The organism is Azospirillum sp. TSH64, from assembly GCF_003116035.1.
Taxonomy (GTDB): domain Bacteria; phylum Pseudomonadota; class Alphaproteobacteria; order Azospirillales; family Azospirillaceae; genus Azospirillum.
Window position 1 is genome coordinate 6,494,324 of sequence record NZ_LGQW01000015.1, and the last position, 26,669, is coordinate 6,520,992.

Here is a 26,669-nt window from a genome sequence, read left to right on the forward strand (position 1 = left end):
CTATTGAGGAAAATTCAAATATACAGCACAGTATGGTTAGGTATTCCTCGTGAATGGCACCAGCCGATGACCATTCAGCATGCAACGCTGCGCCAGCTCCAGATCTTCACCGCTGCCGCCCGCAGCCTGTCCTTCGCCCGCGTGGCGGAGCGGTTCGGCCTGACGCCCGGCGCCGTCTCGTTCCAGATCAAGCAGGTGGAGGGGCATTGCGGCTTTCCGCTGTTCGAACGGGTTGGCCGGGGCGTCGTCTTGACGGAGGCGGGGCGCGACCTGCTGGAACACGCGACGCTGATCCTCCAGGCTCTGGACAATGCGGACCGGCAAATGCAGGCGCTGAAGGGGGTTACCGGCGGCAACGTCACCATCGGGCTGGTCAGCACCGCCAAATACATCGCGCCGCATATGGTATCCCGCTTCCAGGCGGAGCGGCCGGGCGTCTCCATCCATCTCCAGGATGGCAACCGGCGGGAGGTGAATGCGATGGTGGCGAAGGGCGAGGTCGATCTTGCGATCATGGGCCGACCTTTGGACGCCGACGAATTGCTGGCCGAGCCGTTCGCCCGCCATCCCAGCATCATCATCTGTGCGCCGGGCCATCCGCTGGCCAAGGCCCCGACACTCCGCCTGGCCGACCTGGCCGACAGCGACTTCATCGCGCGGGAGGAGGGGGCCGGCACGCGGGCGCTGACCGATGCCTATTTCCAGGGCCAGGGCTTCTCCCCGCGCATCGTCATGACATCCAGCAGCAACGAGACGATCAAGCAGGCGGTGATGGCAGGAATCGGTGTTGCCCTGCTGTCCCGCCATACGGTGAACCTGGAACTGGCATTGGGCATGCTGCGGGAGCTGAAGGTGGAGGGACTGCCGCTGATGCGGTCCTGGTACATCGCCCATCGCCGCAGCCTGCCGCTGTTGCCGGTGCACGCGCAGTTGCGCAGCTATCTGCTGGAACGCGGTCAGGCGATCATCGACAGCCTTCATGCCGGCCATCGCGCGCTGGCGCCAAGCACCTGAGCCCTGGCCTCAGGCCGGCACGATGCGCACCCCGGCAGCGGCTAACCGTTCCGACCTTGCGGCATCCAATCCGTCGTCGCAGCACAGGAAGTCGAAATTGTCGAGCTTGGCGAAGAAGGCCGGCTTGACCTGGTCGAACTTGCTGCTGTCGATGACCAGCGCCCTGGTCACCGCGTTGGCGATGGCGGTCTGCTTGATCTCCACCTCGTGAAAATTGGAGCAGCTGATCCCCAGCGATTCATGGACGCCGCCGGCCGAGATGAAGGCGGTGTTGATGCCGATGCCGCGCAGCATCTCCAGCGATTCCGGACTGGAGAAGGAGGCCGAGGAGGCGTGGTAAAGGCCGCCCAGCATGACCACGCGCACGCCGGGCTTTTTGCAGACGATTTCCGCGATGTTCATGGCGTAGCAGACCACGGTGATCTGGCTGTCGGCCGGAATGCGGCTGGCGAGATGGGTGGTGGTGGTGCCGCAATCGATGAAGACCGTTTCGCCCGGTTTCAGCAGGCTTGCCGCAGCCTCGCAGGAGGCGCGCTTCATCTCGATATGGGCATCCCGCTCGCGATCGAGGATGTAGCCCATGCCGCCTGCGCTCTCCAGCCCGCCGGCGATATAGCCACCGAGATAGGCGAACCGTCCGGCACAGGACGCGATGTCGCGCCGCACCGTCATTTCCGAGACGCCAAGCAGCCGCGCCGCATCCTTCAGCCGAAGATAGCCACCGGCATCCAGGGCGGACTGCAACCTGTTCAGACGCTCGGCCTTTCTCATCGACATGTCCGCATTCCGCACCGTTTCCGCCCTTTTTGACCGCGGCTGCACCTTACAATCCAGAAGGGTTAATCCCAATGGCGCAAAGCCTTGAACAGGAGGGCCGTGGTCAGGATCACAATCGCGTGCATTGATCTTGACACAGCGCGCGACAGCGTGAAACTATCCTTTCAGAAAATGTTAGGATGTTAACATCGCAACGGATTTGGCAGCGGTGTCGGCATCCCGGCGACAATCGAGGAGAGCCTGCAAGGACAAGGGGCTCCCCGGGAGGACCAAGATGCCGATACCCAGCGTTCCGGCGGAGCCGGCCGGTCTGGCTCCATTCATCGACCACACCCTGTTGCGCCCCGATGCCCAGCCCGCCGAGGTCGAGCGGCTGTGCGACGAGGCGCGCGCGCACGCCTTCAAGGCGGTCTGCGTCAACCCGATCTTCATCCCGCTGGTGACCGAACGGTTGGCCGGATCGCCGGTGGCGCCCTGCGCCGTCATCTGTTTCCCCTTCGGCGCCGATCCCACGGCGATCAAGGCGGACGAGGCCGAGTGGGTGGTCCGCCACGGCGCCCGCGAGGTCGACATGGTGATCCCCATCGGCCTGCTGAAAGCCGGACGGACAACCGAGGTCCGCGACGACATCGCCCAGGTCAAGCGGGCCTGCGGCGACGCCCTGCTGAAGGTCATCATCGAAACCAGCCTGCTCACCGACGAGGAGAAGGTGCTGGCCTGCCGCCTGTCGCAGGAGGCCGGGGCCGATTTCGTCAAGACCTCCACCGGCTTCGCCGGGGGCGGCGCCACCGCCGAGGATGTGGCGCTGATGCGCCGCACCGTCGGCGACGGCATGGGCGTCAAGGCGTCGGGCGGCGTGCGGACAACCGAGGATGCCCGCCGCATGATCGCGGCCGGCGCCTCGCGCATCGGTGCCAGCGCCAGCGTGGCGATCATCGGCGGCTGATTCCGCCGGCGGCGCACACGCCATACAGCGTGCCGGTCGGGCGGGAGTTCCGTCCGTCCCACCCGGCACGGCATCATCAAAAACGGAACGCGCAGCGGGTGGCAAACACCCCGGCGTCGGCGGTGGGTCGAGGATTTTTCCCACCGCAGGGCGCTCATCGCCTCTCATGGGAGTCACGCCGACATGAAGAAGTTGCTGTCCTCGCTCATCGTCGCCGCGTCGCTGGTCGCCGGGCCGGCGATGGCCGCCGATCCGGTTCCGACCCCGGATGCCGTCAAGACGCTGAAGTCCGACGCCACCAAGAAGAAATATACCATCGCCACCGTGGTGAAGGTCGACGGCATCGCTTGGTTCGACCGCATGCGCGACGGCGTGAAGCAGTTCGCCAGCGACACCGGCCACGACACCTGGATGGTGGGGCCGAGCCAAGCCGACGCAGCGGCGCAGGTCCAGCTGGTCGAAAACCTGATCGCCCAGGGCGTGGACGCCATCGCCATCGTCCCCTTCTCGGTCGAGGCGGTGGAGCCGGTGCTGAAGAAGGCGCGCGACCGCGGCATCGTGGTGATCGCGCATGAGGCGTCGAACATCCAGAACGCCGACTATGTGCTGGAGGCCTTCGACAACTTCGCCTACGGCGCCAAGCTGATGGAAGTGCTGGGCAAGGCGATGGGCGGCGAGGGCAAGTATGTCTGCACCGTCGGCAGCCTGACCTCGAAGTCGCAGAACGAGTGGATCGACGGCGCCGTCGCCTATCAGAAGGAACATTTCCCGAAGATGCAGATGGTGACCAACCGTCTGGAGACCTATGACGACGCCAACACAGACTACAACAAGCTGAAGGAAGTCCTGACGACCTACCCCGACCTGAAGGGCATCGTCGGCGGTCCGATGCCGACCTCGGCCGGAGCCGGCCGTCTGGTGGCGGAACGCGGCCTGAAGAACAAGCTGTTCTTCTCCGGCACGGGTCTGGTCTCGGTCGCCGGCCAGTATCTGACCCAGGGCGACATTCAGTACATCCAGTTCTGGGATCCGGCGGTCGCCGGCTATGCCATGAACATGCTGGCGGTGATGGCTCTGGACGGCAAGAAGGACCAGATCAAGGCCGGCCTGAACCTGGGCCTGCCGGGCTACACCGCCCTGACCACGCCGCAGGGGGCCAAGGCCAACCTGCTGTACGGCCAGGGCTGGGTCGGCGTCACCAAGGAGAACATGGGCTCCTACGACTTCTGATGATCTGAAGGCGGGGGCCGGCGGCCGGAAACGGCGGCCGGCCCCCGCATCTTCACCCTTTCCTCGAACCGCCGGGCGGAAGACATGTCGGACGGTTTCATCGAACTCCGGAACATCCGGAAGGTGTTTGCCGGCGTCGTGGCGCTGGACGCCATGTCGCTGGTCATCAAGCCCGGCGAGATCCATTGCCTGGCCGGCGAGAACGGGTCGGGCAAATCCACCGTCATCAAGATCATGTCCGGCGTCTATCAGCCGGATGGCGGCGAGCTGCTGATCGACGGCAAGACGATGCCCGACATGTCGCCGATCGAGGCCATCGCCCACGGCGTCCAGGTCATCTACCAGGATTTCTCCCTGTTTGGGAACTTGACGGTCGCCGAGAATCTGGCGATGAACGTCCATCTCGGCGAGAAGCGGCGCCTGATGAACTGGCGGCGCACCCGCGCCATCGCCCGCGAGGCGGTCGACCGGCTTGGCGTGGAGCTTGACCTCGATGCCGAGGTCGCCTCGCTGCCGACCGCCGGCAAGCAGCTGGTCGCCATTGCTCGCGCGCTGATGTCGGATGCCCGCCTGATCATCATGGACGAGCCGACCACGGCCTTGACCCGCAAGGAGGTCGAGACCCTGTTCCGCATCGTCCGCGACATCCAGGCGCGCGGCATCGCCATCCTGTTCGTCAGCCACAAGATGCGCGAGATGCTGGAGATCAGCGAACGCATCACCGTGATCCGCAACGGCCGCAAGGTGGCGGAGGGGCCGACCGGCGACTTCGACGAGGCGCTGATCACCCGCCACATGACCGGTGGCGACATCCTCAACCAACCCTATGTCTGGACCCCGCCGCCCGGCCCGCCGCCGGTGCCCCGGCTGGAGATCCGCGGCCTGACCGTGCCCGGCAAATGCGAGGATCTGAGCCTTGCCATCCGGCCGGGCGAGATCGTCGGGCTGTCCGGCCTGCTCGGTTCCGGCCGTACCGATCTGGCCCTTGCCCTGTTCGGCATGGCCCCGCGCTATGAAGGCGAAATCCTGATCGACGGCGCGCCGGTCCGGCTGCGCACGACCCAGGAGGCCATCGCCGCCGGCATCGCCTATGTGCCGGAGGACCGGCTGACCGAAGGGCTGTTCCTGCCGCAGAGCATCAAGCGCAACATGCTCGCCACCTCCTACGAGCGGCTGGCGCCGAAGCTGGTGATCGACCGTGAACGGGCGGAGGAGATGACGCAGGGCATGGTCCGCGCCATGCAGATCGCCACGCCGACCGCCGAGAAGCCGGTGATGCAGCTGTCGGGCGGCAACCAACAGCGCGTGGTGCTGGCCCGCTGGTTGCTGACCGACGCCCGCGTGCTGATCCTGAACGGCCCGACCGTCGGCGTCGATGTCGGGTCGAAGGCGGAAATCCACGCCAAGATCCGGGAGCTGGCGCAGCATCACGGCCTCGCCGTCCTGATGATCTCCGACGACGTGCTGGAGCTGGTGCAGAACTGCAACCGCATCGTGCTGATGCATCGCGGGCGCTTCATCGAAGACCTGCCCGCCGCCGCCGTCACCGAAGAGACGGTCAGCGACCGGCTCAAGACCTTTACCTGAGGGAGGAACCGATGGCCCTGCTCCGCCGGTCGGAAACGGTCATCGCGGGCATCCTGCTGCTCGCCATGGTCCTCATCGGCACGATCAACCCCGCCTTCTGGCAGCTCGACAATCTGTTCAGCCTGATGCGCAGCAACGTCATCATCGGCATCATGGCGATGGGCGTCCTGCTGGTGCTGATCTCCGGCGGCATCGATGTGTCGTTCCCGGCCTTCGCCGTCGCGGCCATGTATCTGACGATCAAGGGCATGCTGGCGCTGGGCTACAACGGCGTCGTCCTGCCACTGCTGGCCGCCACCCTGATGGGGCTGGCGTTCGGCGCGGTGAACGGCTTCTTCGTCTACAAGTTCCGCATGATCCCGCTGATCGTGACGCTGGGCACCAGCGCCATGGTGCGCGGCTTCCTGCTGGGCGTCGTCGGCACCAGCATGATCAACATCAACAAGATGCCGACGGCGCTGATCGACTTCGCCCGCACCGACGTGGTCAGCGTCACCAAGGCCGATGGCACCACCTACGGCCTGACGGCGATGGTGCTGATCTATCTCGGGCTGGCGCTCGCCATGCATCTGGTGCTGCGCTACACCATGATCGGCCGCAGCGCCTATGCGCTGGGCGGCGATCCGGAGGCGGCGCGGCGCGCCGGCTTCGACCTGCGCAAGACCATCTTCTTCATCTATTGCGTCGCCGGTGCCTTGGCCGGTTTCGCTGGGCTGCTGCACAGCGGCATGATCTGGCTCGCCAACCCGCGCGACTTCGTGGGCCTTGAGTTGGACGTCATCGCCGCGGTGGTTCTGGGCGGAGCGTCGATCTTCGGCGGGCGCGGCAGCGTGCTCGGCACCATGCTCGGCGTCTTCATGCTGGTGATGGTCAAGAACAGCCTGATCATCATGCGCGTGGACACCACCTGGCAGCTCGTCGTCGTAGGTCTGATCGTCATCGCCGCGACCGCCCTGTCGGCGTGGCGCGACCGCCGCCGGGCGGCGTGAGGAGGCGGAAGCATGAAAACGCAAATGAACATCCGCAGCCTGATCAACCGCGACAACAACATCGTCCAGCTTCTGGTGATGACGGTGCTGATCTTCGCCGTGATGACGGCGCTCAGCCCCGACAAGTTCCTGCGCTACTACAATTTCGAATCGATCACCTACATCTTCCCCGAGCTGGGGCTGCTCTCCATCGCGATGATGATCGCCATGCTGACCGGAGGCATCGACCTGTCGGTGGTGGGGGTCGCCAATCTGTCGGGCATCCTGGCCGGCGTGCTGTTCCACAAGATGGCCGGCGCCGCCGGCATCGCCGACGCCGGCATCCTGACCGTCCTGCTGGGCGGGGTGATCGCGCTCGGCACCGGGCTGGCGGCGGGGACGGTCAACGGACTGCTGATCACGCGCCTCGGCATCACGCCGATCCTGGCGACGCTGGGGACGGGGCAGGTCTTCACCGGGCTCGCCATCGTGCTGACCGGCGGGCCGGCCATCGTCGGCTTCCCCACCGCCTGGGCCTTCCTCGGCAACGGTAAAATCCTGGGACTGGCGACGCCCTTCGTGTTGTTCGCGGTGATCGCCGTGCTGATCGCCTTCGTGTTGAGCCGCACCGCGCTCGGCATCAACCTGATGCTGATCGGCACCAACCCGAAGGCGGCGCTGTTCGCCGGGCTGAAGCGGGAACGGATGGTGCTGTACAGCTATATGCTGACCGGCGTTCTGGCCTCGGTCGCCGGGATCATCCTGTCGGGACGGACCAACGCGGCGAAGTCGGATTACGGCACCTCGTACCTGCTGCAGGCGGTGCTGATCGCCGTGCTGGGCGGCACCAACCCGGCGGGAGGGCGCGGCACGGTGCTGGGCATCACCATTGCGGTGGCGGCGCTGATGCTGCTGTCGAGCGGCTTCCAGATCCTGCGCTTCTCCAACCACCTGATCGATTTCATCTGGGGCGCGTTCCTTCTGCTGGTCATCGCCATCAACGCCTACAAGAACCGCACCCGCTAGCCGGTTTCCAGGCCGGCTTTCGTTAGGGAGGAAATCCCATGAGCGTCCGAACCGCAATCCATTTCCGCAAAAGCTTCTTCGGCGAGGCCGAGCGACCGGTCGTCGAGGCGCACGGCATGACCGCCAGCCTGTTCCGCTACGACAGCGGGATCGAGGCGGTGCGGCTGTCCAACCGGCGCGGGCATCTGGTGGTGCTGCCCTATTACGGCCAGATGGTGTGGGATGCGGTGTTCGACGGCGTCGACCTGACCATGTCGAACATGTTCGACATGCCGCGCCCAGCCAGCGAGATCGTCGGTACCTATGGCTGCTTCGCCTTCCATTCCGGGCTGCTGCGCAACGGCTGCCCCGGCCCGCAGGACAGCCACCTCCTGCATGGCGAGATGCCCTGCGCCCCGATGGACGATGCCGGGCTGGAAGTGGGAGAGGACGACGAAGGCCCCTACATGGCGGTTACCGGCCGGCGCGAGTATGTGATGGGCTTCGGCGCCCATTACGTCGCCCGGCCGCGAGTGGTGCTGCGCCCCGGCTCCGCCCTGTTCGACATCGCGATGGTGGTGGAGAACCTGTCGGGTGCGGCGATGGACCTGATGTACATGTGCCACGTCAATTTCGCCTTCGCTGAGGGTGCGCGCATCGTCCAGCCCGCTCCCTTCACGCCGGAGGCGACGGCGGTGCGCACGGTGGTGCCGGCCCATGTGCCGCGCAGCCCGGCCTATGACGCGCTGCTGTCCGACCTCGCCCGCGATCCGGCGGTGATGGAGGTGCTGGACGAGCCCGGACGCTACGACCCGGAACAGGTCTTCTACATCCGCGGCCTGCGCACCGACGAGGAGGGCGGCACCGCGGTGATGATGCGAAGGCGGGAAGGCGATGCCTTCCACATCGCCTACAGCACACGGGAGTTCCCCAAGACGGTGCGCTGGGTGCTGGTCAACAGCGACCAGAAGGTCTGCGCCTTCGCCCTGCCATCCACCTGCGAGCCGGAGGGCTACAAGGCGGAGAGCGCGAAGGGCAATGTCCAGACGCTGGAGGGCGGCGAGACGCGGCGCTTCTCGGTGCGGCTGGGCTACCTGACCGCCGACGAGGCCGAAGCCGAGGAATGCGCCATCCGGGCGCTGTGAAAGGAGTAACCGAAGATGGGCAAGATCGCCGTGGTCGGCAGCAACATGGTCGACCTGATCACCTACACCGCCCGCATGCCCGGCCCCGGCGAGACCATCGAGGCGCCGCGCTTCGAGATGGGTTGCGGCGGCAAGGGCGCCAACCAGGCCATCGCCGCCGCCCGGCTGGGAGCCGAGGTGATGATGGTCACCAAGGTCGGCGACGACATCTTCGCCGACAACACCATCCGCAACTTCGAGGAGTCCGGCATCGACACCCGCTATGTCGAGCGGGTGCCCGGCACCTCCAGCGGCGTCGCGCCGATCTTCGTCGAGCCGTCGGGTGAGAACAGCATCCTGATCATCAAGGGCGCCAACGCCCTGCTGTCGCCGGCCGACATCGACCGCGCGGCGGAGGATCTGAAGGGCTGCGACCTGATCGTCATGCAGCTGGAAGTCCCGCTGGAGACGATCTACCACACCATCGCGTTTGGCGCGCGGCACGGCATCGAGACCCTACTGAACCCGGCCCCGGCCCCCACCGATCTGGACCCCAAGCGGATCGAGCAGGTCACCTTCCTGGTGCCGAACCAGACCGAGCTGGCGACCATCTCCGGACTGCCGGTGAATTCGGAGGCGGAGGCCGAGACGGCGGCGCGCGCGCTGATCGGGCGCGGCATCCGCACGGTGATCGTCACGCTGGGCGCCCGCGGTGCCCTGCTGGTGACCAAGGGCGAGGAGACCCGGCGGATCGAGCCGGTGCGGGTGACGCCGGTCGACACCACCGGGGCCGGCGACGCCTTCATCGGCAGCTTCGCCCGCTATTATGTCGAGAACCGCGACCTCGACGCCGCGCTGCACAAGGCGGTGCGCTATGCCGCCGACAGCATCACCCGGCCGGGCACCCAGAAATCCTACGCCAGCCGCGAGGCGTTCGAGGCCTTCTGCGCCAGCCTGTAAAGGGGACATGCCATGACACGCGCCGTGATCGGGGTGGATGTGGGGACCGGCAGCGCGCGGGCCGGCATCTTCGACCTTGCCGGCCGCCGGCTGGCCGCCGCCTCCCGCCCGATCCGGATGTGGAAGCCCGATCCGGAGTGGGCGGAGCAGTCCTCCGACGACATCTGGGCCGCCGTCTGCGCCGCTGTGAAGGAGGCGCTGGCCGCCTGCGCCGAAAGGCCGGAGGTGGTCGGCATCGGCTTCGACGCCACCTGTTCGCTGGTGGTGCTGGACGCCGCCGGGCGGCCGGTGACGGTCGATCCGGAGGGCGACGATTCCCGCAACGTCATCGTCTGGATGGACCATCGCGCCATCGGGCAGACCGACCGCATCAATGCCGGCGGCCATGAGGTTCTGCGCTATGTCGGCGGGCGGCTGTCGCCGGAGATGCAGACGCCCAAGCTCTTGTGGCTGAAGGAGAGGATGCCGCAGAGCTGGAGCCGGGCCGCCCATTTCTTCGACCTGCCGGACTTTCTGACCTGGCGGGCGACCGGGTCGGCGCGGCGGTCCTTGTGCTCTCTGGTGTGCAAATGGACCTATCTGGGGCATGAGGGGCGCTGGGACGACGGCTATCTCCGCGCCATCGGGCTCGGCGATCTGGTGGATGAGGGGCATGCCCGCATCGGCACCGAGGTCGGCGAGGTCGGCAGCGCCATTGCAGGCGGGCTGACCGCGGAGGCGGCGCGCGAGCTAGGGCTGACGCCGGGCATCGCGGTCGGCACCTCGATGATCGACGCCCATGCAGGCGGGATCGGGGTGATCGGGGTGCCGCTCGACGGCTCGGACCAAGTCGATTTCGACCGGCGGCTGGCGCTGATCGGCGGCACGTCGAGCTGCCATATGGTGATGAGTCCCGGTGACCCGCGCTTCATCCCTGGCGTCTGGGGCCCTTACCATTCGGCCATGCTGCCGGGGCTGTGGCTGAACGAGGGCGGACAGTCGGCGACCGGGGCCTTGATCGACCATGTGGTGCAGGGCCATCCCCGCCATGGCGAGCTTGCCCTTGAGGCCCAGCGGCGCGGCACCACAATCTACCAGCTGCTGAACGAGGAGTTGGCGAATCTTGCGGAGCGGAGCGGCGGGCCGGTGGCGATGCTGACCCGCGACCTGCATGTGCTGCCCGACTTCCACGGCAACCGCTCGCCGCGGGCCGATGCCGGTTTGCGCGGTGCCATCGCCGGGCTGCGGCTGTCGGACGGGCTGGAGGATCTGGCGCTGCTCTATCTGGCGACGGTGCAGGCGGTGGCCTATGGCACCCGGCACATCGTCGCGGCGATGAATGACCGCGGCTATGCCATCGACACCATCCTCGCCTGCGGCGGCGGCACCAAGAACCCGGTGTTCCTGGAGGCGCATGCCGACGCCACCGGCTGCACCCTGGTCCTGCCGGAGGAGCCGGAGGCGGTGCTGCTGGGTGCGGCCGTGCTGGGCGCGGTGGCGGGCGGCGCCTTTCCCGACATTGCCGCCGGCATGGCCGGGATGAGCCGCGCCGGCCGCCGCATCACGCCGGCCGAGGGGCCGCTGCGGGCCTATCACGACGCCAAATACGCCGTGTTCCTGCGGATGCACGAGGACCAGATGGCGTACCGGGCGCTGATGGAGACGGCGATGGAAACGGCCGGCTGAGCCTCACATCACGCATTCGCAGGCCCCCTCCCGCTCCATCGGCGCTTTCTGCTGCTCGCACAGGTCGCCCGGCAGATCCTCGCCCTGGAGCAGCGGGCAGCGCTCGAACAGCTCGGCCAGCCAGTCGACGAAGACCCGCACCTTCGGCGACAAATGGCGGTTCTGCGGGTAGACGGCGGAGATCGGCATCCGCGGCGGCCGCCAGTCCGGCAGGATCTCGCGCAGGGCGCCGCTGCGCAGGTGCGGCAGCACCATGAAGCGGCCGGGCTGCAGGATGCCCTGCCCTTCCAGCCCGCAGGTGACATAGGCGTCGGCGTCGTTGACCGAGATGACGCCCTTCATGGCGATGTCGACCACCTCGTCGTCGCGGCGGAAGCTGAGGTCGAGGTTGCGCCCGGTGCGGTTGCTGAAATAATTCACCGCGATGTGGCGTTCGAGATCCTCGATGGTCTTCGGCACGCCATGCTCGGCGAGATAGGCCGGGCTGGCGCAGGTGACCTGCTGCATGGCGCCGATCCGGCGGGCCAGCAGGCTGGAATCGGCAAGCTCGCCGATGCGGACGACGCAGTCGACCCCCTCCTGCACCAGATCGATGGGCCGGTCGCCCAGCCCCAGCATCAGCTCGATGTCGGGGTACTTGGCGTGGAATTCGTGGATCGAGGGGATGATGACCAGCCGGCCGATGGAGCCCGGCATGTCCACCCGCAACCGGCCGCGCGGCGTCTTGCGGGCGCTGGTGAAGGTGGATTCGATCTCGTCGATTTCCGACAGGATGCGGCTGGCACCCTCCAGATAGGCGGCACCGTCCAGTGTCAGGTTGAGCTTGCGCGTGGTGCGCTGGAGCAGGCGCACGCCCAGCGCCGCCTCCAGGTTCTGGATGGTCGTCGTCACCGAGGCGCGCGGCAGCCCCAGCGTTTCCGCCGCCTTCGAGAAGCTGTTCGCCTCGACCACCCGGATGAAGACGCGCATCGCATGCAGCTTGTCCATACGGACCCCGTCCTTATCAATCGCGGTTCCCGCAAATGGGGCCTCCCGCAAATGGGGAGAGTGTCCGCCGAAGACGGCCGAATAGCAATCGGGCGGTCGCGGATCAAGGGTGGTGGGTGTGGCGCGGCGGGATGGAACGGCGTGGAACGCTTTCCGGCGGCTGTTCCATCTAGCGCCGGCCGGAGAAGGCACCGATGGCGCGGCGGCTCACCGGGCCGGGGTTGAGGTTGGGGTACTCCTCATACTGGTTGAGCGTGTAGGGGAAGAGGCCCTTCGGTCCCGCCGCCTCCGGCTGGGCCAGGACGGCGGCGACCATCGCCGGGTTGGGCGGGCAGCGCTCGCGCAGGGCGCCGGGGATGTCGTCGTCGAGTTCGGGGACGGTGACGGCGGGCGGGTCGTCAGGACGGGGGGCCGGCTTCGGGGCCGGAGGAGGGTCGGCCGGCCGGTCGGGGTTGGCGTCCTGCTGCTTGGCAGCAGGCAGGTCGAGGCCAGCGAACAGGCCGAGCCGCTCGGCCAGCCAGCGCACGGTGGCGGGGTCGCCCGACGTGACCAGCCGCTCGATCTGCTCGGCCACCAGCACCCGCAGCGAGGACAGGCGCAGTTCGGCCTCGCGGTTCAGCGCCTGCCGCTCCCACCAAACCCTGTGACGAAAATCCTTGGAGCCGTAATAGGCGCGCCAGAGCGTGGTGCGGCTGCACCCCATGGCGCGGGAGACCTGAAGGAAGCTGTTGCCGCGGGCCAGCATGCCGGCGGCCATGATCCATTGTTCCTCGTGGAACTGCGAACCGGGGACCAACGCGCCTTCGGACGGCGTCGGCGGCTCCTCCGCCCAGCGGGGGAAATTCTCGGTGGTGAAGCTGCGGGGATCGAGAGGCATGGCGAGGCTCCGCAAGAGGAAAAGACAATTGCGGAGAGCCTATGGGACTTCAGTCCTTTGATGGAGAGTTTTTGTAAAAAGCCCGAGGACGGGTGCGCCGCCGCCGTCCCCGGCAAGGGCCGGGAGGGCGGCGGCGCGGGGTGTCTCGCCCTCAGTGGAGCGTCGCGCGGTCAGGTTGGGGGGCAGGCCCGGAGCCGGTGCGGACGGCCTCGCGCGCCCGGCCGATGCCGAGCAGCTGGTAGAGGCCCAGCGCGGCGATGGTGGCGGTGCCGATGCCGCCGATGGAGAAGCCGCCGGCGGTGACGGTGAAGTTGCCGGCGCCGAGCACCAGCGTCACGCCGACGGTGATGAGGTTGCGCGGATCGGAGAAATCGACGCGGTTGTCGACCCACAGCCGCACCATCGCCGCGGCGATCAGGCCGAAGACGACGGTCGCCAGCCCGCCCAGCACCGGGGCCGGGATGGTCCGCAGCAGGGCGCCGAACTTCGGCGAGAAGCCCAGCAGGATGGCGGCGACGGCGGCGACGACGAAGATCAGGGTGGAGAAGACGCGGGTGACCGCCATCACGCCCATGTTCTCGACATAGGTGGTGACGCCGGTGCCGCCGCCGCTGCCGGACAAGATGGTGGCGATGCCGTCGCCGATGAAGCCGCGGCCGATGTAGCGGTCGAGGTTGCGCCCGGTCATGGCGCCGATGGCCTTGATGTGGCCGAGATTCTCGGCGACGAGGATGAAGGCGATGGGAGCGACCAGCGCCATGGCGCCGGCATCGAAGGTCGGCGTGCGGAAGGCAGGCATGCCGAACCAGGGGGCGGCGTCCAGCTCGGCGAAGCTGACCGGCGGCAGCAGGCCCATGCCGTTGGCGAGCACGAGATAGAAGACATAGCCGGCGGCGATGCCGACGAGGATCGACACCCGGCGGATGGCGAGCGGGGCGTAGACCGCGATGACGGCGGTGGCGAGCAGCGTGAACAGGGCGACGAGTATGTGCGGCCCCGTCCCCTCGATGCCCTTGACCGCGACCGGCGACAGGTTGAGGCCGATGGCGGCACCGACGGCGCCGGTGACCGCCGGCGGCATCAGCCGCTCGATCCAATTGGTGCTGGTGTAGCTGACCAGCAGGCCGATCAGGACATAGACGAATCCTGCCGCGATGATGCCGCCGAGCGCCGGCCCGATGTTCGGATTCGGCCCCTGGCCGCTGTAGCCGGTCACCGCGATGACCACGGCGATGAAGGAGAAGGAGGATCCCAGATAGCTCGGCACCCGCCCGGCGGTGAGCACGAGGAACAGCAGGGTGCCGATGCCGGAGAACAGCACCGCGAGGTTCGGATCGAACCCCATCAGCAGCGGCCCGAGGATGGTCGAGCCGGACATGGCGACGAGATGCTGGACGCCGAGCGTCAGGGTCGAGCCCCAGGGAAGCCGCTCGTCCGGCTGGACGACGGGGCCGGTCGCGAGCGGCCAGCGCGGGAAGAAATCTGCCATAGAGGGTTTGTCCGAAGAGGGGTGGAACGGCAACGGTGCCGGTGGGTGATTGGTCGCCCGCTTTTTGGCGTTTGCGCAGGCGTTGCGCTACATTTTTGTGCGGTGTGGGGTGGAAGAGGGGCGAACTCAGGGGGAGCCGGCGGATGCCGGGGCCGGTCGCCCAATCTTTTTGGCACCAAAATGTGTAGTAGCTAAATACTAAGATGAGCCACTTGATTGGAAATAGCTTCGAGTGTGCACCGCTCAGGCGACCTCAGCTGGAATTTGTGGCCTACACGATCTCCCTGCCAGATGCTACCGCTCCAGACATCCGCTCCAGCAGAGACCTACCGATAAAATCCACTACCCATCAGCGATAAAAAGGTTCATTGTAGACATTTATATTAACTAATATAGATACCCATGCCACCGAAGAGCTTGATTGATCCGGTAAGCGCCTCCGACGCGGGTGCTGTGGCTAGCCGCCGAGGTCAAAAATATCAGGACCACGTTGCAGCAAGCTTCGTCATCGAGATGCTCAACTCACCCGCTATCCTACAAGTGGAGTGCGAGACAGCCGACGACATCACTGTCCGCTGGATCATCGATGGAAAGAAGGCCAACGAGTATGTCCAGGTTAAAACGACAGACGGCGATAAGAAATGGACTGTGACCGATTTGGTGAGTCGCACCGACGGACGCGCAGGCACATCAATCGCTGAGCGGTCTCTTGACTGTGATAGGTACGAAGAGGAGCCACTATTTCGCCTAGTTACAATCCGTGAGCCCTATGGAAATCTTGCTAGTTTTAAAATTTCGCGAGAAAGCCGCGCCAATATTCCCGACGTAATCGCTGCTGCGGTCAGAAGCTTTTCGGCGAAACACCCGTCGTTTAAATCGAAAAATGGGCGTTCGTTGATTGATTGGGCGAACCGGCTTTACTGGCAAGTTGAGCAAAACATTGAACGGCTAATAGAGCGGAACCAACTCGCGTTGCTCAAACTAGCCGGGCGTGATGGAGAGCGCCCAACCTACAACGAGATTAATACAACTTATGAGCGATTGCTCAATGTCGTTATCGATGCAGGTGACGCCTCGAGAGTCTCAACTCCGGATGAAAAATGCATTCCTCGAGATGCTGCTTTAAAATGGTGGCACGCACAAATTGGCGAATACATGGCGACATCACGCGCAATATTGAAAGTCTACCGGATTAAAACCGACGAATTTTTCTCAAATTTTTGCAAAATAGATGAGCCAATGCTTAATCGCGCGCTCTCTGCTTTTGACGCTGAGTACGACGGCGGTGAATGGCGCCGTCAAGAATTAATAGATTACTTGATTGACTGGATACCAGAAGTTGTTCTGCCCCCTGTCACACTCGCGACCTTTGACCATCTTTCCGCCAGAACGGTTCTCGCAAAAGCTATTGAGGAGTGCGACTCCCATGGTCAACTTACTCCTCAAGCACTTCTTTCAGACTTGATGCTGCATGCGATACTACGCCACCATCACAAATCCGAGCCCATTGCTTGTAAAATTTTCCATCTGACCGCCGGCTTTCTTACGTTTACCAGCGCGCATATCATCACGGACCCGCAGGGCGACCAGCTTTGGCTTGGCCAGACTCGGATCGCCACAGCCGACGATAGAGACTCAATTCTGACAGCCATTTCTCAGATATTGAGATCAAGTCTCGAGAAAGAGGTTCTTAAACGCGAACGAAAGGCAATCATCCAGCTTCGTCATTCGGTACATCTTAGCCACCATGATCTGGGACGATCTATGCATCCAAACGGGAAGGTTGATGATCTTCTTTCTGTATTACATATACCAATTCTCATTGCTTACGACAGCGACGTTTTATCAAAAGGCTATGTGGATGACTATCTAAATGGAATAACTGAGGAAGCAAAAGAAATTTATGATAGCCTCAAGCGTAATCTGGAACCAGAATTCCGTGATATGCGAATACATATATTTCTCGTTCCGATTGAATGCGCTAAAAGCCTTGCCATTTCATTTGAATCTACTTTACGGAGCGTCCGGTGAACATTGAACAGATAAAGGTTTTTTTATCCTCTGGACGTTTTTCACCAGAGGATACGTTCGATGCCTTTCAAGGCATCAGCAATCTATCTAATGATATTGAATCTCAGCCGATTGCTAGAGAGTTAGTTATCAGAGCCTTGGCAATCAAAGATCATCTTCGCCCGGACTTTCATGGGCTTTTAGATGGATTAGTTCGGGCGGTTGGCCTTATGCCTTACGCGGACAAGGCACATAACCAGTCACTTGGTGACTACTACATCCTTGAAGCACATAAAGCACCAATACCTGGTGAGCAATACTTATTTCATACTCTCCAACTACAGATATTCCGAGATCTGATGGCTGGGAGAAATGTTGTACTCAGCGCAACGACCAGTGTCGGTAAAAGCCTGATCGTTGATGCTATTGTTGCATCGCAAAAGCATAAGGTCATCGCCATTATCGTTCCGACCATTGCTTTGATAGATGAAACACGCCGTCGCCTTGGGTTGAGATTCTCCGCCACTCATAAAATAGTTACTCATCCCAGCCAAAAACCCGATTTCCAGCAGCCAGTGATTTTTGTTCTTACGCAGGAGCGTGCCTTAGCTCGTCCCGATATATCAAAAGTTGAATTTTTTGTTATAGACGAATTTTACAAACTTGATATTAAAGAAAAGGATACCGAGCGGGCAGTTGACCTTAATTTAATATTTCATAATCTTGCACGCGGTGGAGCACAATTTTATCTTATCGGCCCGCACATTAGTGCGGTCGGAGGGCTGGCTCAAAGTTATAACCATGTCTTCGTTCCTTCCGAATTTTCTACTGTTGCTCTTGACATTGTCTATTTCGATTTTCCTGATAACAGCGACGAGCGAAAAGAAAAATTGGTCGAGTTGTGTGCCGATTTGAAGAGCCCAACTCTTATCTACTGCCAGTCCCCTCCTCGCGCTGCGAACTTAGCTGAGTATCTTTTAGAACACGGTGAATTTGAACCCACTCCGGCTACAGACTTGGCAGTAAGTTGGCTGAAGCAGGAATTTCCTGAAGAATGGATCCTGACGCGAGCTCTGCGTTATGGAATCGGTATCCATCATGGTAACGTGCCAAGAGCCATTCAGCAGTACATGGTGAGGGCATTCGACGCTGGTGATATTAAATTCATCATTTGCACATCTACGCTAATCGAAGGAATTAATACAGTTGCTGAGAATGTGGTTATCTACGACAGACGGGTAAAGACGACAGGATTTGACAGTTTTACATTTCGTAACATCGCTGGTCGGGCTGGCCGGATGCGAAAATACTTTATCGGCAAAGTTTTTGTTCTTGAAAAACCTCCATCTGAAACGATGGTCTCAATCGATGTTGCTGTTGGTAAGCAGAACGAAAAAACTCCAATTTCGCTCATTCTCGAGCTCGATGATACGGATCTGATACCTATCTCACGCGAGAGACTTGGCCGTGTTGCGCTCGATAGCCCATTATCTATGGAAACGCTGCGGCTGAACCGGCATGTTCCGCTTGATAGTCAATACTCAATATATGCTCATATATCCCGTGATTTGGTTCTCTTAGAAGATTCCCTTGTCTGGTCTGGCATTCCCAAACCACATCAACTTCTAACGGTTTGCGAACTAATTTATGCCCATCTTGATGGCTCGGCGCTCACCCGGTACGGTATCACAGCCGGAGTGGGATTGAAGGCTGAACTCGATCGCCTAAGTCACGCTGCCAGCTTTAGAAGCTACATAGATCACAGAGTCGCTAATAAAGCATTCTTCCAATCAGTTAGCGATTCTATCGAACAATCACTGCAATTTATGCGGCGCTATATCGGCTATAATTTTCCACGTAGCTTGATGGCCATTAACCACATACAAGCAGAAATTCTCCGTCGTGCCGGTCGGAGAGTCGTGGGTGACTACACTTACTTCGCCGCCAGAGCCGAAAGCCTATTCATGAATGCAGGGCTATTTGCGCTGGACGAGTATGGGATCCCGCCAGAAACCGCCCGCCGTTTAGCGCCGTCAAACGTAGAACCAATGTCCCTTGATCAAGCCCTTGCCCTCGTCGCTTCGGTTGAAACCGGCCAGTTCACGAAGCTTCACCCTTTCGAATGCGAAATTATAAGTGACGTGAGGGCTACGCTACCATCACGTATCCTCTAACCTACTTTTCTGAAATTCGCTCCCACCCGAATAGCCCATCCCCCACAAACAGCCACCGCCACCCCGCCGCGATTGTTCGTCCCGGCTGAATTCTGTTCCCAGCCGCAGCGGCTTTATCCCACCCGTGCACCTGCACATTATCGCTCTTGCCGCATTGCAGGAGGGGCGCTGGTCGCCGGATCGGGATGGAACGTTCACGCACGTCGCTGACGGTGGAGGGTCGCAAGGTTCCGCTGTGCCTGTTCAGGCCCGCGGTTGCCGGGCCGCTGCCCGGACTGCTGTATTTCCATGGCGGCGGCTTCACCTCCGGCTCCGTCGAGGAGGTGGAGATCACGGCGACGGCGCTGGCGGAGAGCATTCCGGCGCTGGTGGTCGCCGTCGGCTATGCGCTGGCCCCCGCCAATCCCTTCCCCGCCGCCATCGAGGATGCCCATGCCGCAGCGGTGTGGCTGGCGGAGCGGGCCGGGCCGCTCGGCGTCGCCGGCCACGATGCCGGCGGGCATGTCGCGGTGTCGCTCACCCTGCTCGCCCGCGACCGCGGCGGGCCGGAGATCGCGGCGCAGGCGCTGTTCGGGCCGATGCTCGATCCCAGCCTGACGCGGGTGGGGGACGGCGAAGGCAGCGTGACGGACTGCGCGCGCTGTTACCGCGCCTATCTGCCGGAGGCGGCGCTGCGGCTGCATCCCTATGCGGCACCGCTGGAATCGCGCCGGCTCGGCCGGCTGCCGCCGATCCTGATCGCCACGGCGCAGAACGACGTGCTGCGGCCGGAGGCGGAAAGCTATGCCGCCCGGCTGATCGACGCCGGGGTGCCGACCGAGGTCACCCGCTTTGCCGGGGTCAGCCATGCCGGCCTCGCCAACCACCCGCCGGCGCTGGCCGCCGCGGCCGATTTCTTCCGGCGCCGCCTGACCGGCGCCCGTCCCGACACTTCAAGCAGCAGGTAACGTCATGTCCCGCAAGACACTTTCCCTTCTGATCGCGGCCGGTGTTTCCGTGGCGGCGCTGACCGGCGCCGTCACCCTGCGAAGCCCGGCCGAAGCGCAAACCGCCTCGCCCGCCCCGCCGCCGGCCGAGGTGGATGTCGCCACCGTGCTGGCCCGGCCGGTGACGGACTGGCAGTCCTATTCCGGCCGGCTGGAGGCGGTGGACCGCGTCGACATCCGGCCGCAGGTGCCCGGCACCATCGTCGCCGTGCATTTCCGCAACGGCGCGCTGGTGAAACAGGGCGACGTGCTGTTCACCATCGACCCCCGCCCCTATGAGGCGGAGGTGGCGCGGGCCGAGGCGCAGGTCGCGGCGGCGCAGGCGCGGGTGCGCTTCACCGTCGCCGACCTCGACCGCGCGCAGAAGCTGGTGCGCGACGACACCATCTCGCGCAGCACCATGGACCAGCGCGACAACGCCGCCCGCGAGGCGGCGGCCAACCTGAAGGCGGCGCAGGCGGCGCTGGACATCGCGCGGCTCAATCTCGGCTACACGCGGGTGACGGCGCCGGTGTCGGGCCGGGTGTCGCGGGCGGAACGGACGGTCGGCAATGTGGTGGCCGCCGGTGCGGCCGCCGAGCCGCTGACGACGCTGGTGTCGCAGTCGCCGATCTATGCGTCGTTCGACGTCGATGAGCAGACCTATCTGCGCCACATCGCGCCGATGCGCGATTCGGGCACCATCCCGGTCCGGCTCGGCCTCGCCAACGAGGAGGAGTATTCGCGGTCGGGCATGGTCGAGCATGTCGACAACCGGCTGGACAGCGTGTCGGGCACCATCCGCGTGCGCGCCCGCTTCGACAACGGCGACGGCACGCTGGTGCCGGGGCTCTATGCACGGGTGAAGGTGGGGGGCACCAAGCCCTACGACGCGCTGCTGGTCGACGACCGCGCCATCGGCACCGACCAGGACAAGAAGTTCGTCCTGGTGGTGACGGCGGAGAACAAGGTGGAATACCGGCCGGTGAAGCTCGGCACCTTGCAGAACGGGCTGCGCGTGGTGACGGCGGGGCTGTCGGCCGGCGAGCAGGTGGTGGTCAACGGCATGCAGCACGCCCGGCCGGGCATGGCGGTGACGCCGAAGACGGTCGCCATGGGGACGGAGAAAACCCAGACGGCGGCCCGCTAAGACACGAACAAGACGGGTGTGCGCCTTTCCTAACCCTCCTCGCGAAATGCGGGGAGGGATGGGGAGCGTGCAGCCTGGGAGACCCCAGATGAACATCTCGAAATTCTTCATCGACAGGCCGATCTTTGCCGGCGTGCTGTCGGTGGCTCTGTTCCTGGCGGGGGCCATCGCGGTCTTCCGCCTGCCGATTTCCGAATATCCGGAGGTGGTGCCGCCGTCCGTCGTGGTGCGCGCGCAGTTCCCCGGCGCCAATCCAAAGGTCATCGCCGAGACCGTCGCCTCCCCGCTGGAGGAGCAGATCAACGGCGTCGAAGGCATGCTCTACATGCAGTCGCAGGCCAACAGCGACGGCAACCTGGCGCTGACGGTGACCTTCAAGCTGGGCACCGACCCGGACAAGGCGCAGCAGCTGGTGCAGAACCGCGTGGCGCAGGCGATGCCGCGGCTGCCGTCCGACGTGCAGCGGCTGGGCGTCGCCACGGTGAAAAGCTCGCCGACGCTGACCATGGTCGTCCATCTGCTGTCGCCCAACGACCGCTATGACATGACGTACCTGCGCAACTACGCGGTGCTGAACGTCAAGGACCGGCTGACCCGCATTTCCGGCGTCGGCGAGGTGCAGGTGTGGGGGGCCGGCGACTATGCCATGCGGGTGTGGCTCGACCCCGGCAAGGTGGCGCAGCGCGGGATGACCGCGACCGACGTGGTCAACGCCATCCGCGAACAGAATGTCCAGGTGGCGGCCGGCGTGATCGGCGCCTCGCCCTCGCTGCCCGACGTGCCGATGCAGCTGTCGATCAACGCGCGCGGCCGGCTGAAGACCGCCGACGAGTTCGGCGACATCGTGCTGAAGACCGGCGATGAGGGCGGCGTCACCCGGCTGCGCGACGTGGCGCGGGTGGAGCTGGCCGCGGCGCAGTATGGGCTGCGCTCGCTGCTCGACAACAAGCCGGCGGTGGCGCTCGGCATCACCCAGACGCCGGACGCCAACGCGCTCGCCATCTCCGACGAGGTGCGCAAGGTGATGGCGGAGCTGAAGGGCGACATGCCCGACGGCGTCGACTACTCCATCGTCTACGACCCGACGCAGTTCGTCCGCTCCTCCATCGAGGCCGTCATCCACACGCTCTTGGAAGCGGTGGCGCTGGTCGTGCTGGTGGTGATCGTCTTCCTGCAAACCTGGCGGGCGTCGATCATCCCGCTGCTGGCGGTGCCGATCTCCATCGTCGGCACCTTCTCGCTGCTGCTGGCCTTCGGCTTCTCGATCAACGCGCTGTCGCTGTTCGGCATGGTGCTGGCCATCGGCATCGTCGTCGACGACGCCATCGTCGTGGTCGAGAATGTCGAGCGCAACATCGCGTCCGGCCTGTCGGCCCGCGATGCCACCATCCGCGCCATGCAGGAGGTCAGCGGCCCGATCATCGCGATTGCGCTGACTCTGGTCGCCGTCTTCGTGCCGCTGGCGGCGATGACCGGCCTGACCGGCGAGTTCTACAAGCAGTTCGCGATGACCATCGCGATCTCCACCGTGATCTCCGCCTTCAACTCGCTGACCCTGTCGCCGGCCCTGGCGGCTGTGCTGCTGCGCGGCCACGACGAGCCGCAGGACTGGCTGACCCGTGCGATGAACCGGGTGTTCGGCGGCTTCTTCCGGCTGTTCAACCGGGTGTTCCACCGGGCGTCGGAGGGCTATGGCCGCGGCGTCGGCGGGGTGGTGCGGCGCAAGGGCGTCATGCTGGCGGTCTATGCGCTGCTGATCGGCGCCACGGTGCTGCTCGGCCGCTCGGTGCCGTCGGGCTTCGTGCCGATGCAGGACAAGGAGTATCTGATCAGCTTCGCCCAGCTTCCCAACGGCGCCTCGCTCGACCGGACGGAGGCGGTGATCCGCGAGATGACCGACATCGCGCTGAAGCGTCCCGGCGTGCAGAGCGCCGTCGCCTTCCCCGGCCTGTCGGTGAACGGCTTCACCAACTCGTCCAGCGCCGGCATCGTCTTCGTCACGCTGAAGCCCTTTGCCGAGCGCAAGGATCCGTCGCTGTCGGCCGGCGCCATCGCCATGGACTTGCAGCAGCGCTATGCCGGGCTGAAGGAGGCCTTCGTCGCCATCTTCCCGCCGCCGCCGGTGATGGGACTGGGGCAGCTGGGCGGCTTCAAGATGCAGCTGGAGGACCGCGGCAACCTCGGCTACGAGGCGCTGAGCGAGGCGGTGAACGCCTTCGTCAAGCGGGCGGCGCAGACGCCGGAGCTGGGGCCGACCTTCTCCGCCTACCAGATCAACGTGCCGCAGCTGGACGTCGATCTCGACCGGGTGAAGGCCAAGCAGCTGGGCGTCAATGTCGCCGACGTGTTCGACACCATGCAGATCTATCTGGGCTCGCTCTACGTCAACGACTTCAACGCCTTCGGCCGCGTCTACCAGGTGCGGGTGCAGGCCGACGCGCCCTTCCGCGACACCGCCGACGACATCGGGCTCTTGAAGACCCGCAACGCGGCGGGGACCATGGTGCCGCTGTCGTCGCTGGTCACGGTGCAGCCGGGCTATGGGCCGGAGATGGTGGTGCGCTACAACGGCTTCACCGCCGCCGACGTCAATGGCGGGCCGGCGCCCGGCTTCTCCTCGGGACAGGCGGAAGCGGCGGCGGAGCGCATCGCGGCCGAGGTGCTGCCGCGCGGCGTCAAGCTGGAATGGACCGACCTGACCTATCAGAAGATCCTGGTCGGCAATGCGGGCCTCTGGGTGTTCCCGATCAGCGTGCTGCTGGTGTTCCTGGTGCTGGCCGCACAGTACGAGAGCCTGACCCTGCCGCTCGCCATCCTGCTGATCGTGCCGATGAGCGTGCTGTCCGCCCTGTTCGGCGTGTGGCTGACCGGGGGCGACAACAACATCTTCACGCAGATCGGCTTCATGGTGCTGGTCGGCCTGTCGGCGAAGAACGCCATCCTGATCGTCGAGTTCGCCCGCGAACTGGAGCATGAGGGACGCAGCGTGGTGCAGGCGGCCATCGAGGCGAGCCGGCTGCGGCTGCGGCCGATCCTGATGACCTCCATCGCCTTCATCATGGGCGTGGTGCCGCTGGTCACCTCCAGCGGGGCCGGCGCCGAGATGCGGCACGCCATGGGTGTGGCGGTGTTCGCCGGCATGATCGGCGTGACGCTGTTCGGTCTGGTGCTGACCCCGGTGTTCTACGTGCTGCTGCGCAAGCTGGCCGGAGCGGAGCGTCGGGTGGAAGCGCCGGCGGAAGGCGGGGTGCAGCCGGCGGAGTGGAAGATGGGGTGATACCTCCCTCTCCCCCCGGGGAGAGGGTCGGGGTGAGGGGGATGCATTGCGGAGCGCCGGTGTCAGTGCCGGCGCTCCGTTTTCTTTGAAAATCCTCGCGGTGCGTCCCCCTCACCCTAACCCTCTCCCCGGGGGGAGAGGGGATTCTTGTCATTCATCCGGCAGCATGTTCTTCGGCAGGTTTTCGCGGAAGATCACTTCCGCCCGCGGCGTTTCCACCCCCTGCATCGCCGGGCGGCCCGCGCGCAGGTTGGTGAAGATGCCGACGCAGGCCGACAGGGTGTTGCGCGGATCCTGGGTGATCACTGCGTCCAGCGCCCCGTCGATCAGCAGGCCGCGCGTCTCCGTCGTCAGGCCGTGGCCGATGAAGACCATCTCGCGTTCCCGCCGCGTCTCCTTCAGCGCGCGGGCCACCCCCTCCGCCCCGCCGCCGATATTATAGACCCCGGCAAGGTCGGGATGCAGGCCCAGCAGCATGCGGGTCTGGCGGTAGCTCTTCCCCTCGTCGTCATGGCCTTCGCGCAGGCCAACCACCTCGATGTCGGGGGCGATCTCCTTCAGGACATGGAGGAAGCCCATCTCGCGGTCCTCGTGGGCGCGGTAGCTGAGGCTGCCGGCGATCATCGCCACCTTGGCCGGGCGGTGTTTCAAAAAGCGTGCGATCAGGTAGCCGGCGGTGCGGCCGGCCGCGCGGTTGTCCAGCCCGACATAGCCGGCGCGCCGGCAGTTCAGGATGTCGGAAATCAGCGTCACGCTCGGCACGTTGCGGTCGGCCAGCGCGTCCACCGCCTCGCGCACCGCCGGATGCTCCAGCGCCATGAAGGCGACGCCGTCGGCGCGGCGGCCGTGCTGGAACAGGCTGCGCGCCAGCAGGTCCGGATTGAAGCTCCGGATGAACTCCACCTGCGCCTTCACCCCGTGCGGGGCGAGCATGGAGTCGGCACGGCGGATCATCTCGCCCAGCCCGGTCAGGAAGCGGTTGTTGCCGGCGGGCAGCAGGAAGGACAGCCGCATCGGCTTCTGCCCCGCCGCGGCATGGAGGTCGCCGTCGGGCAGATAATCCAACTCCGCCGCCGCCTTCAGCACCCGCTGCACCGTGGCGGCGCGCACCCCCGGCCGGTTGTTCAGCACGCGGTCCACCGTGGCGGTGGAGACGCCCGCCGCCTGCGCGATGTCGACCACCCGCGGCAGCCCGCGGGGTCCGGCGGCAATTTCCGGATCGTCCTTCACTGAAACCATCAAAAACCATCAATTTCGATGTTTGACACTTGTCGGCGATGGACATACCGTCCCTCCAACAATCATCAATTGACATCAGATCACATCAGAAACGCAAGGCCGGAAACAGCAACGTCGGCCGGTAATCCATGGGAGGTTTGAAATGACCAGTCTGAGCCGCCGCACGATGCTGAAGGCCATCGCCGCCACCCCCGCCGCCATTCCGGCGATCGGGGCCGCCGGCGCCGTGATCGGCATGCCGCACATCGCGCGCGCCGCCGAGTTCGAGCTGAAGTACGGCAACAACCTGCCGCTGAGCCATCCGCTGAACGTCCGCGCCCAGCAGGCGGCGGAGCGCATCGCCAAGGAGTCGAACGGCAAGGTCGAGATCAAGATCTTCCCGAACAACCAGCTCGGCGGCGACACCGACATGCTGTCCCAGGTGCGCAGCGGCGGCCTGACCTTCTTCACGCCGTCGGCGCTGGTGATCGCCACGCTGGTGCCGGTCGCCGCGATCAACGCGGTCGGCTTCGCCTTCTCCGACTACGATCAGGTGTGGAAGGCGATGGACGGCAAGCTGGGCGCCCACGTCCGCAACGCCATCTCCAAGGTCGGGCTCTATGCCTTCGACAAGATGTGGGACAACGGCTTCCGCCAGATGACCAGCGGCGACAAGGCGATCACTTCGGCCGCCGACATGAACGGGCTGAAGATCCGCGTTCCGGTCAGCCCGCTCAGCATCGCCATGTTCAAGGGGCTGGGCGCCGCCCCGGCCAGCCTGCAGTTCAGCGAGGTCTATTCGTCGCTGCAGACCCGGATCGTCGACGCGCAGGAGAACCCGCTGCCGATCATCCAGGTCGCCAAGCTGTACGAGGTGCAGAAGTTCTGCTCGCTGTCGAACCACATCTGGGACGGCTTCTGGTTCATCGCCAACGGCCGCGCCTGGAAGGGCCTGCCGGCGGACATGCAGACCATCGTCGCCAACGCCATCAACGACGCCGGCGTGGCGCAGCGCGGCGACATCAAGGCGCTGAACCAGTCGGTCAAGGCCGATCTGGAATCGAAGGGGCTGACCTTCAACCAGCCCTCGCCCGACAGCTTCCGCGCCAAGCTGCGCGACGCCGGTTTCTACGGCGAATGGAAGGGCCGCTTCGGCGACGAGGCCTGGGGCCTGCTGGAAGAGGCGGTCGGCAAGCTCGCCTGACCGTCGCAGCAGTCCATTCAGGTCCTCTTCCATGAAGGAACA

20 protein-coding genes are annotated in these 26,669 nt (G+C 64.6%); 15 read left to right on the forward strand and 5 right to left on the reverse strand.

Annotated features, from left to right (window positions below; translation table 11 throughout):
* Nucleotides 1–66: 66 nt before the first annotated feature.
* Nucleotides 67–1,014 (forward strand): LysR family transcriptional regulator, encoded by a 948-nt coding sequence (locus TSH64_RS30710; protein WP_109450877.1) that lies wholly within the window; start codon nt 67–69, stop codon nt 1,012–1,014.
* A gap of 9 nt (nt 1,015–1,023) precedes the next feature.
* Here TSH64_RS30710 and TSH64_RS30715 read toward each other — a convergent pair whose 3' ends face one another.
* Entirely contained in the window at nt 1,024–1,791 is a 768-nt protein-coding gene (locus TSH64_RS30715) for a DeoR/GlpR family DNA-binding transcription regulator (RefSeq protein WP_109450878.1), read from the reverse strand.
* 274 nt (nt 1,792–2,065) lie between these two features.
* Between TSH64_RS30715 and deoC the strand changes: the two genes are divergently transcribed.
* The 8 genes from deoC (at nt 2,066) to TSH64_RS30755 (ending at nt 11,276) form a co-directional block, all read left to right on the forward strand.
* On the forward strand, nt 2,066–2,737 hold the full coding sequence (deoC, locus tag TSH64_RS30720) for a deoxyribose-phosphate aldolase (protein WP_109450879.1): 672 nt from the start codon (nt 2,066–2,068) through the stop codon (nt 2,735–2,737).
* 183 nt (nt 2,738–2,920) lie between these two features.
* Nucleotides 2,921–3,967, forward strand: coding sequence for an autoinducer 2 ABC transporter substrate-binding protein (locus tag TSH64_RS30725; RefSeq protein WP_109047330.1), 1,047 nt, complete (start codon nt 2,921–2,923; stop codon nt 3,965–3,967).
* Between the two features lie 84 nt (nt 3,968–4,051).
* Nucleotides 4,052–5,554 carry a sugar ABC transporter ATP-binding protein gene (locus TSH64_RS30730; RefSeq protein WP_109450881.1) on the forward strand — a complete coding sequence of 501 codons (1,503 nt, stop codon included), beginning with the start codon at nt 4,052–4,054 and terminating at the stop codon, nt 5,552–5,554.
* An 11-nt stretch (nt 5,555–5,565) separates the two neighbouring features.
* Nucleotides 5,566–6,543 (forward strand): ABC transporter permease, encoded by a 978-nt coding sequence (locus TSH64_RS30735; protein ID WP_012977088.1) that lies wholly within the window; start codon nt 5,566–5,568, stop codon nt 6,541–6,543.
* A gap of 12 nt (nt 6,544–6,555) precedes the next feature.
* A complete protein-coding gene (locus TSH64_RS30740) occupies nt 6,556–7,548 on the forward strand; it encodes an ABC transporter permease (protein ID WP_109450882.1) in 993 nt (330 codons plus the stop codon).
* Between the two features lie 38 nt (nt 7,549–7,586).
* Nucleotides 7,587–8,672, forward strand: coding sequence for an aldose 1-epimerase family protein (locus tag TSH64_RS30745; RefSeq protein WP_109450884.1), 1,086 nt, complete (start codon nt 7,587–7,589; stop codon nt 8,670–8,672).
* Nucleotides 8,673–8,687: 15 nt separating this feature from the next.
* A complete protein-coding gene (rbsK, locus tag TSH64_RS30750; RefSeq protein WP_109450885.1) occupies nt 8,688–9,611 on the forward strand; it encodes a ribokinase in 924 nt (307 codons plus the stop codon).
* Between the two features lie 12 nt (nt 9,612–9,623).
* Nucleotides 9,624–11,276 carry an FGGY-family carbohydrate kinase gene (locus tag TSH64_RS30755; RefSeq protein WP_109450886.1) on the forward strand — a complete coding sequence of 551 codons (1,653 nt, stop codon included), beginning with the start codon at nt 9,624–9,626 and terminating at the stop codon, nt 11,274–11,276.
* A gap of 3 nt (nt 11,277–11,279) precedes the next feature.
* On the opposite strand, the gene TSH64_RS30760 is transcribed toward TSH64_RS30755, so the two are convergent.
* The 3 genes from TSH64_RS30760 to TSH64_RS30770 form a co-directional block, all read right to left on the reverse strand.
* A complete protein-coding gene (locus TSH64_RS30760) occupies nt 11,280–12,263 on the reverse strand; it encodes a LysR family transcriptional regulator (RefSeq protein ID WP_109450888.1) in 984 nt (327 codons plus the stop codon).
* A gap of 169 nt (nt 12,264–12,432) precedes the next feature.
* A complete protein-coding gene (locus TSH64_RS30765) occupies nt 12,433–13,140 on the reverse strand; it encodes a hypothetical protein (RefSeq protein WP_109450889.1) in 708 nt (235 codons plus the stop codon).
* Between the two features lie 151 nt (nt 13,141–13,291).
* Nucleotides 13,292–14,629, reverse strand: coding sequence for a solute carrier family 23 protein (locus TSH64_RS30770; protein WP_109450891.1), 1,338 nt, complete (start codon nt 14,627–14,629; stop codon nt 13,292–13,294).
* Nucleotides 14,630–15,031: 402 nt separating this feature from the next.
* Between TSH64_RS30770 and TSH64_RS30775 the strand changes: the two genes are divergently transcribed.
* The 5 genes from TSH64_RS30775 to TSH64_RS30795 all read left to right on the forward strand — a co-directional run bounded on the left by TSH64_RS30775 (nt 15,032) and on the right by TSH64_RS30795 (nt 24,205).
* Complete coding sequence (locus TSH64_RS30775; RefSeq protein ID WP_109450893.1) at nt 15,032–16,660, forward strand: Hachiman antiphage defense system protein HamA; 1,629 nt, start codon at nt 15,032–15,034, stop codon at nt 16,658–16,660.
* A complete protein-coding gene (locus tag TSH64_RS30780) occupies nt 16,657–18,813 on the forward strand; it encodes a DEAD/DEAH box helicase (protein WP_109450895.1) in 2,157 nt (718 codons plus the stop codon). The genes TSH64_RS30775 and TSH64_RS30780 overlap by 4 nt, the downstream gene beginning before the upstream one ends.
* Before the next feature lie 185 nt (nt 18,814–18,998).
* Nucleotides 18,999–19,760, forward strand: coding sequence for an alpha/beta hydrolase (locus tag TSH64_RS30785; protein ID WP_109450896.1), 762 nt, complete (start codon nt 18,999–19,001; stop codon nt 19,758–19,760).
* 4 nt (nt 19,761–19,764) lie between these two features.
* Complete coding sequence (locus TSH64_RS30790; RefSeq protein WP_098736866.1) at nt 19,765–20,928, forward strand: efflux RND transporter periplasmic adaptor subunit; 1,164 nt, start codon at nt 19,765–19,767, stop codon at nt 20,926–20,928.
* 88 nt (nt 20,929–21,016) lie between these two features.
* Nucleotides 21,017–24,205, forward strand: a complete 3,189-nt coding sequence (locus TSH64_RS30795) for a multidrug efflux RND transporter permease subunit (protein ID WP_109450898.1) — start codon at nt 21,017–21,019, stop codon at nt 24,203–24,205.
* Nucleotides 24,206–24,355: 150 nt separating this feature from the next.
* Here the strand turns inward: TSH64_RS30795 and TSH64_RS30800 are convergent, their stop codons facing one another.
* Complete coding sequence (locus TSH64_RS30800; RefSeq protein ID WP_109450899.1) at nt 24,356–25,444, reverse strand: LacI family DNA-binding transcriptional regulator; 1,089 nt, start codon at nt 25,442–25,444, stop codon at nt 24,356–24,358.
* A 142-nt stretch (nt 25,445–25,586) separates the two neighbouring features.
* Here TSH64_RS30800 and TSH64_RS30805 point away from each other — a divergent pair, with 142 nt between their 5' ends.
* Nucleotides 25,587–26,627 (forward strand): TRAP transporter substrate-binding protein, encoded by a 1,041-nt coding sequence (locus TSH64_RS30805; RefSeq protein ID WP_109450900.1) that lies wholly within the window; start codon nt 25,587–25,589, stop codon nt 26,625–26,627.
* Nucleotides 26,628–26,669: the final 42 nt, after the last annotated feature.

Coding starts and splice junctions, on each gene's coding strand:
- TSH64_RS30710 (WP_109450877.1), top strand. CDS start 67: ATGACCATTCAGCATGCAACGCTGCGCCAGCTCCAGATCTTCACCGCT.
- TSH64_RS30715 (WP_109450878.1), bottom strand. CDS start 1,791: ATGTCGATGAGAAAGGCCGAGCGTCTGAACAGGTTGCAGTCCGCCCTG.
- deoC (WP_109450879.1), top strand. CDS start 2,066: ATGCCGATACCCAGCGTTCCGGCGGAGCCGGCCGGTCTGGCTCCATTC.
- TSH64_RS30725 (WP_109047330.1), top strand. CDS start 2,921: ATGAAGAAGTTGCTGTCCTCGCTCATCGTCGCCGCGTCGCTGGTCGCC.
- TSH64_RS30730 (WP_109450881.1), top strand. CDS start 4,052: ATGTCGGACGGTTTCATCGAACTCCGGAACATCCGGAAGGTGTTTGCC.
- TSH64_RS30735 (WP_012977088.1), top strand. CDS start 5,566: ATGGCCCTGCTCCGCCGGTCGGAAACGGTCATCGCGGGCATCCTGCTG.
- TSH64_RS30740 (WP_109450882.1), top strand. CDS start 6,556: ATGAAAACGCAAATGAACATCCGCAGCCTGATCAACCGCGACAACAAC.
- TSH64_RS30745 (WP_109450884.1), top strand. CDS start 7,587: ATGAGCGTCCGAACCGCAATCCATTTCCGCAAAAGCTTCTTCGGCGAG.
- rbsK (WP_109450885.1), top strand. CDS start 8,688: ATGGGCAAGATCGCCGTGGTCGGCAGCAACATGGTCGACCTGATCACC.
- TSH64_RS30755 (WP_109450886.1), top strand. CDS start 9,624: ATGACACGCGCCGTGATCGGGGTGGATGTGGGGACCGGCAGCGCGCGG.
- TSH64_RS30760 (WP_109450888.1), bottom strand. CDS start 12,263: ATGGACAAGCTGCATGCGATGCGCGTCTTCATCCGGGTGGTCGAGGCG.
- TSH64_RS30765 (WP_109450889.1), bottom strand. CDS start 13,140: ATGCCTCTCGATCCCCGCAGCTTCACCACCGAGAATTTCCCCCGCTGG.
- TSH64_RS30770 (WP_109450891.1), bottom strand. CDS start 14,629: ATGGCAGATTTCTTCCCGCGCTGGCCGCTCGCGACCGGCCCCGTCGTC.
- TSH64_RS30775 (WP_109450893.1), top strand. CDS start 15,032: ATGCCACCGAAGAGCTTGATTGATCCGGTAAGCGCCTCCGACGCGGGT.
- TSH64_RS30785 (WP_109450896.1), top strand. CDS start 18,999: ATGGAACGTTCACGCACGTCGCTGACGGTGGAGGGTCGCAAGGTTCCG.
- TSH64_RS30790 (WP_098736866.1), top strand. CDS start 19,765: ATGTCCCGCAAGACACTTTCCCTTCTGATCGCGGCCGGTGTTTCCGTG.
- TSH64_RS30795 (WP_109450898.1), top strand. CDS start 21,017: ATGAACATCTCGAAATTCTTCATCGACAGGCCGATCTTTGCCGGCGTG.
- TSH64_RS30800 (WP_109450899.1), bottom strand. CDS start 25,444: ATGGTTTCAGTGAAGGACGATCCGGAAATTGCCGCCGGACCCCGCGGG.
- TSH64_RS30805 (WP_109450900.1), top strand. CDS start 25,587: ATGACCAGTCTGAGCCGCCGCACGATGCTGAAGGCCATCGCCGCCACC.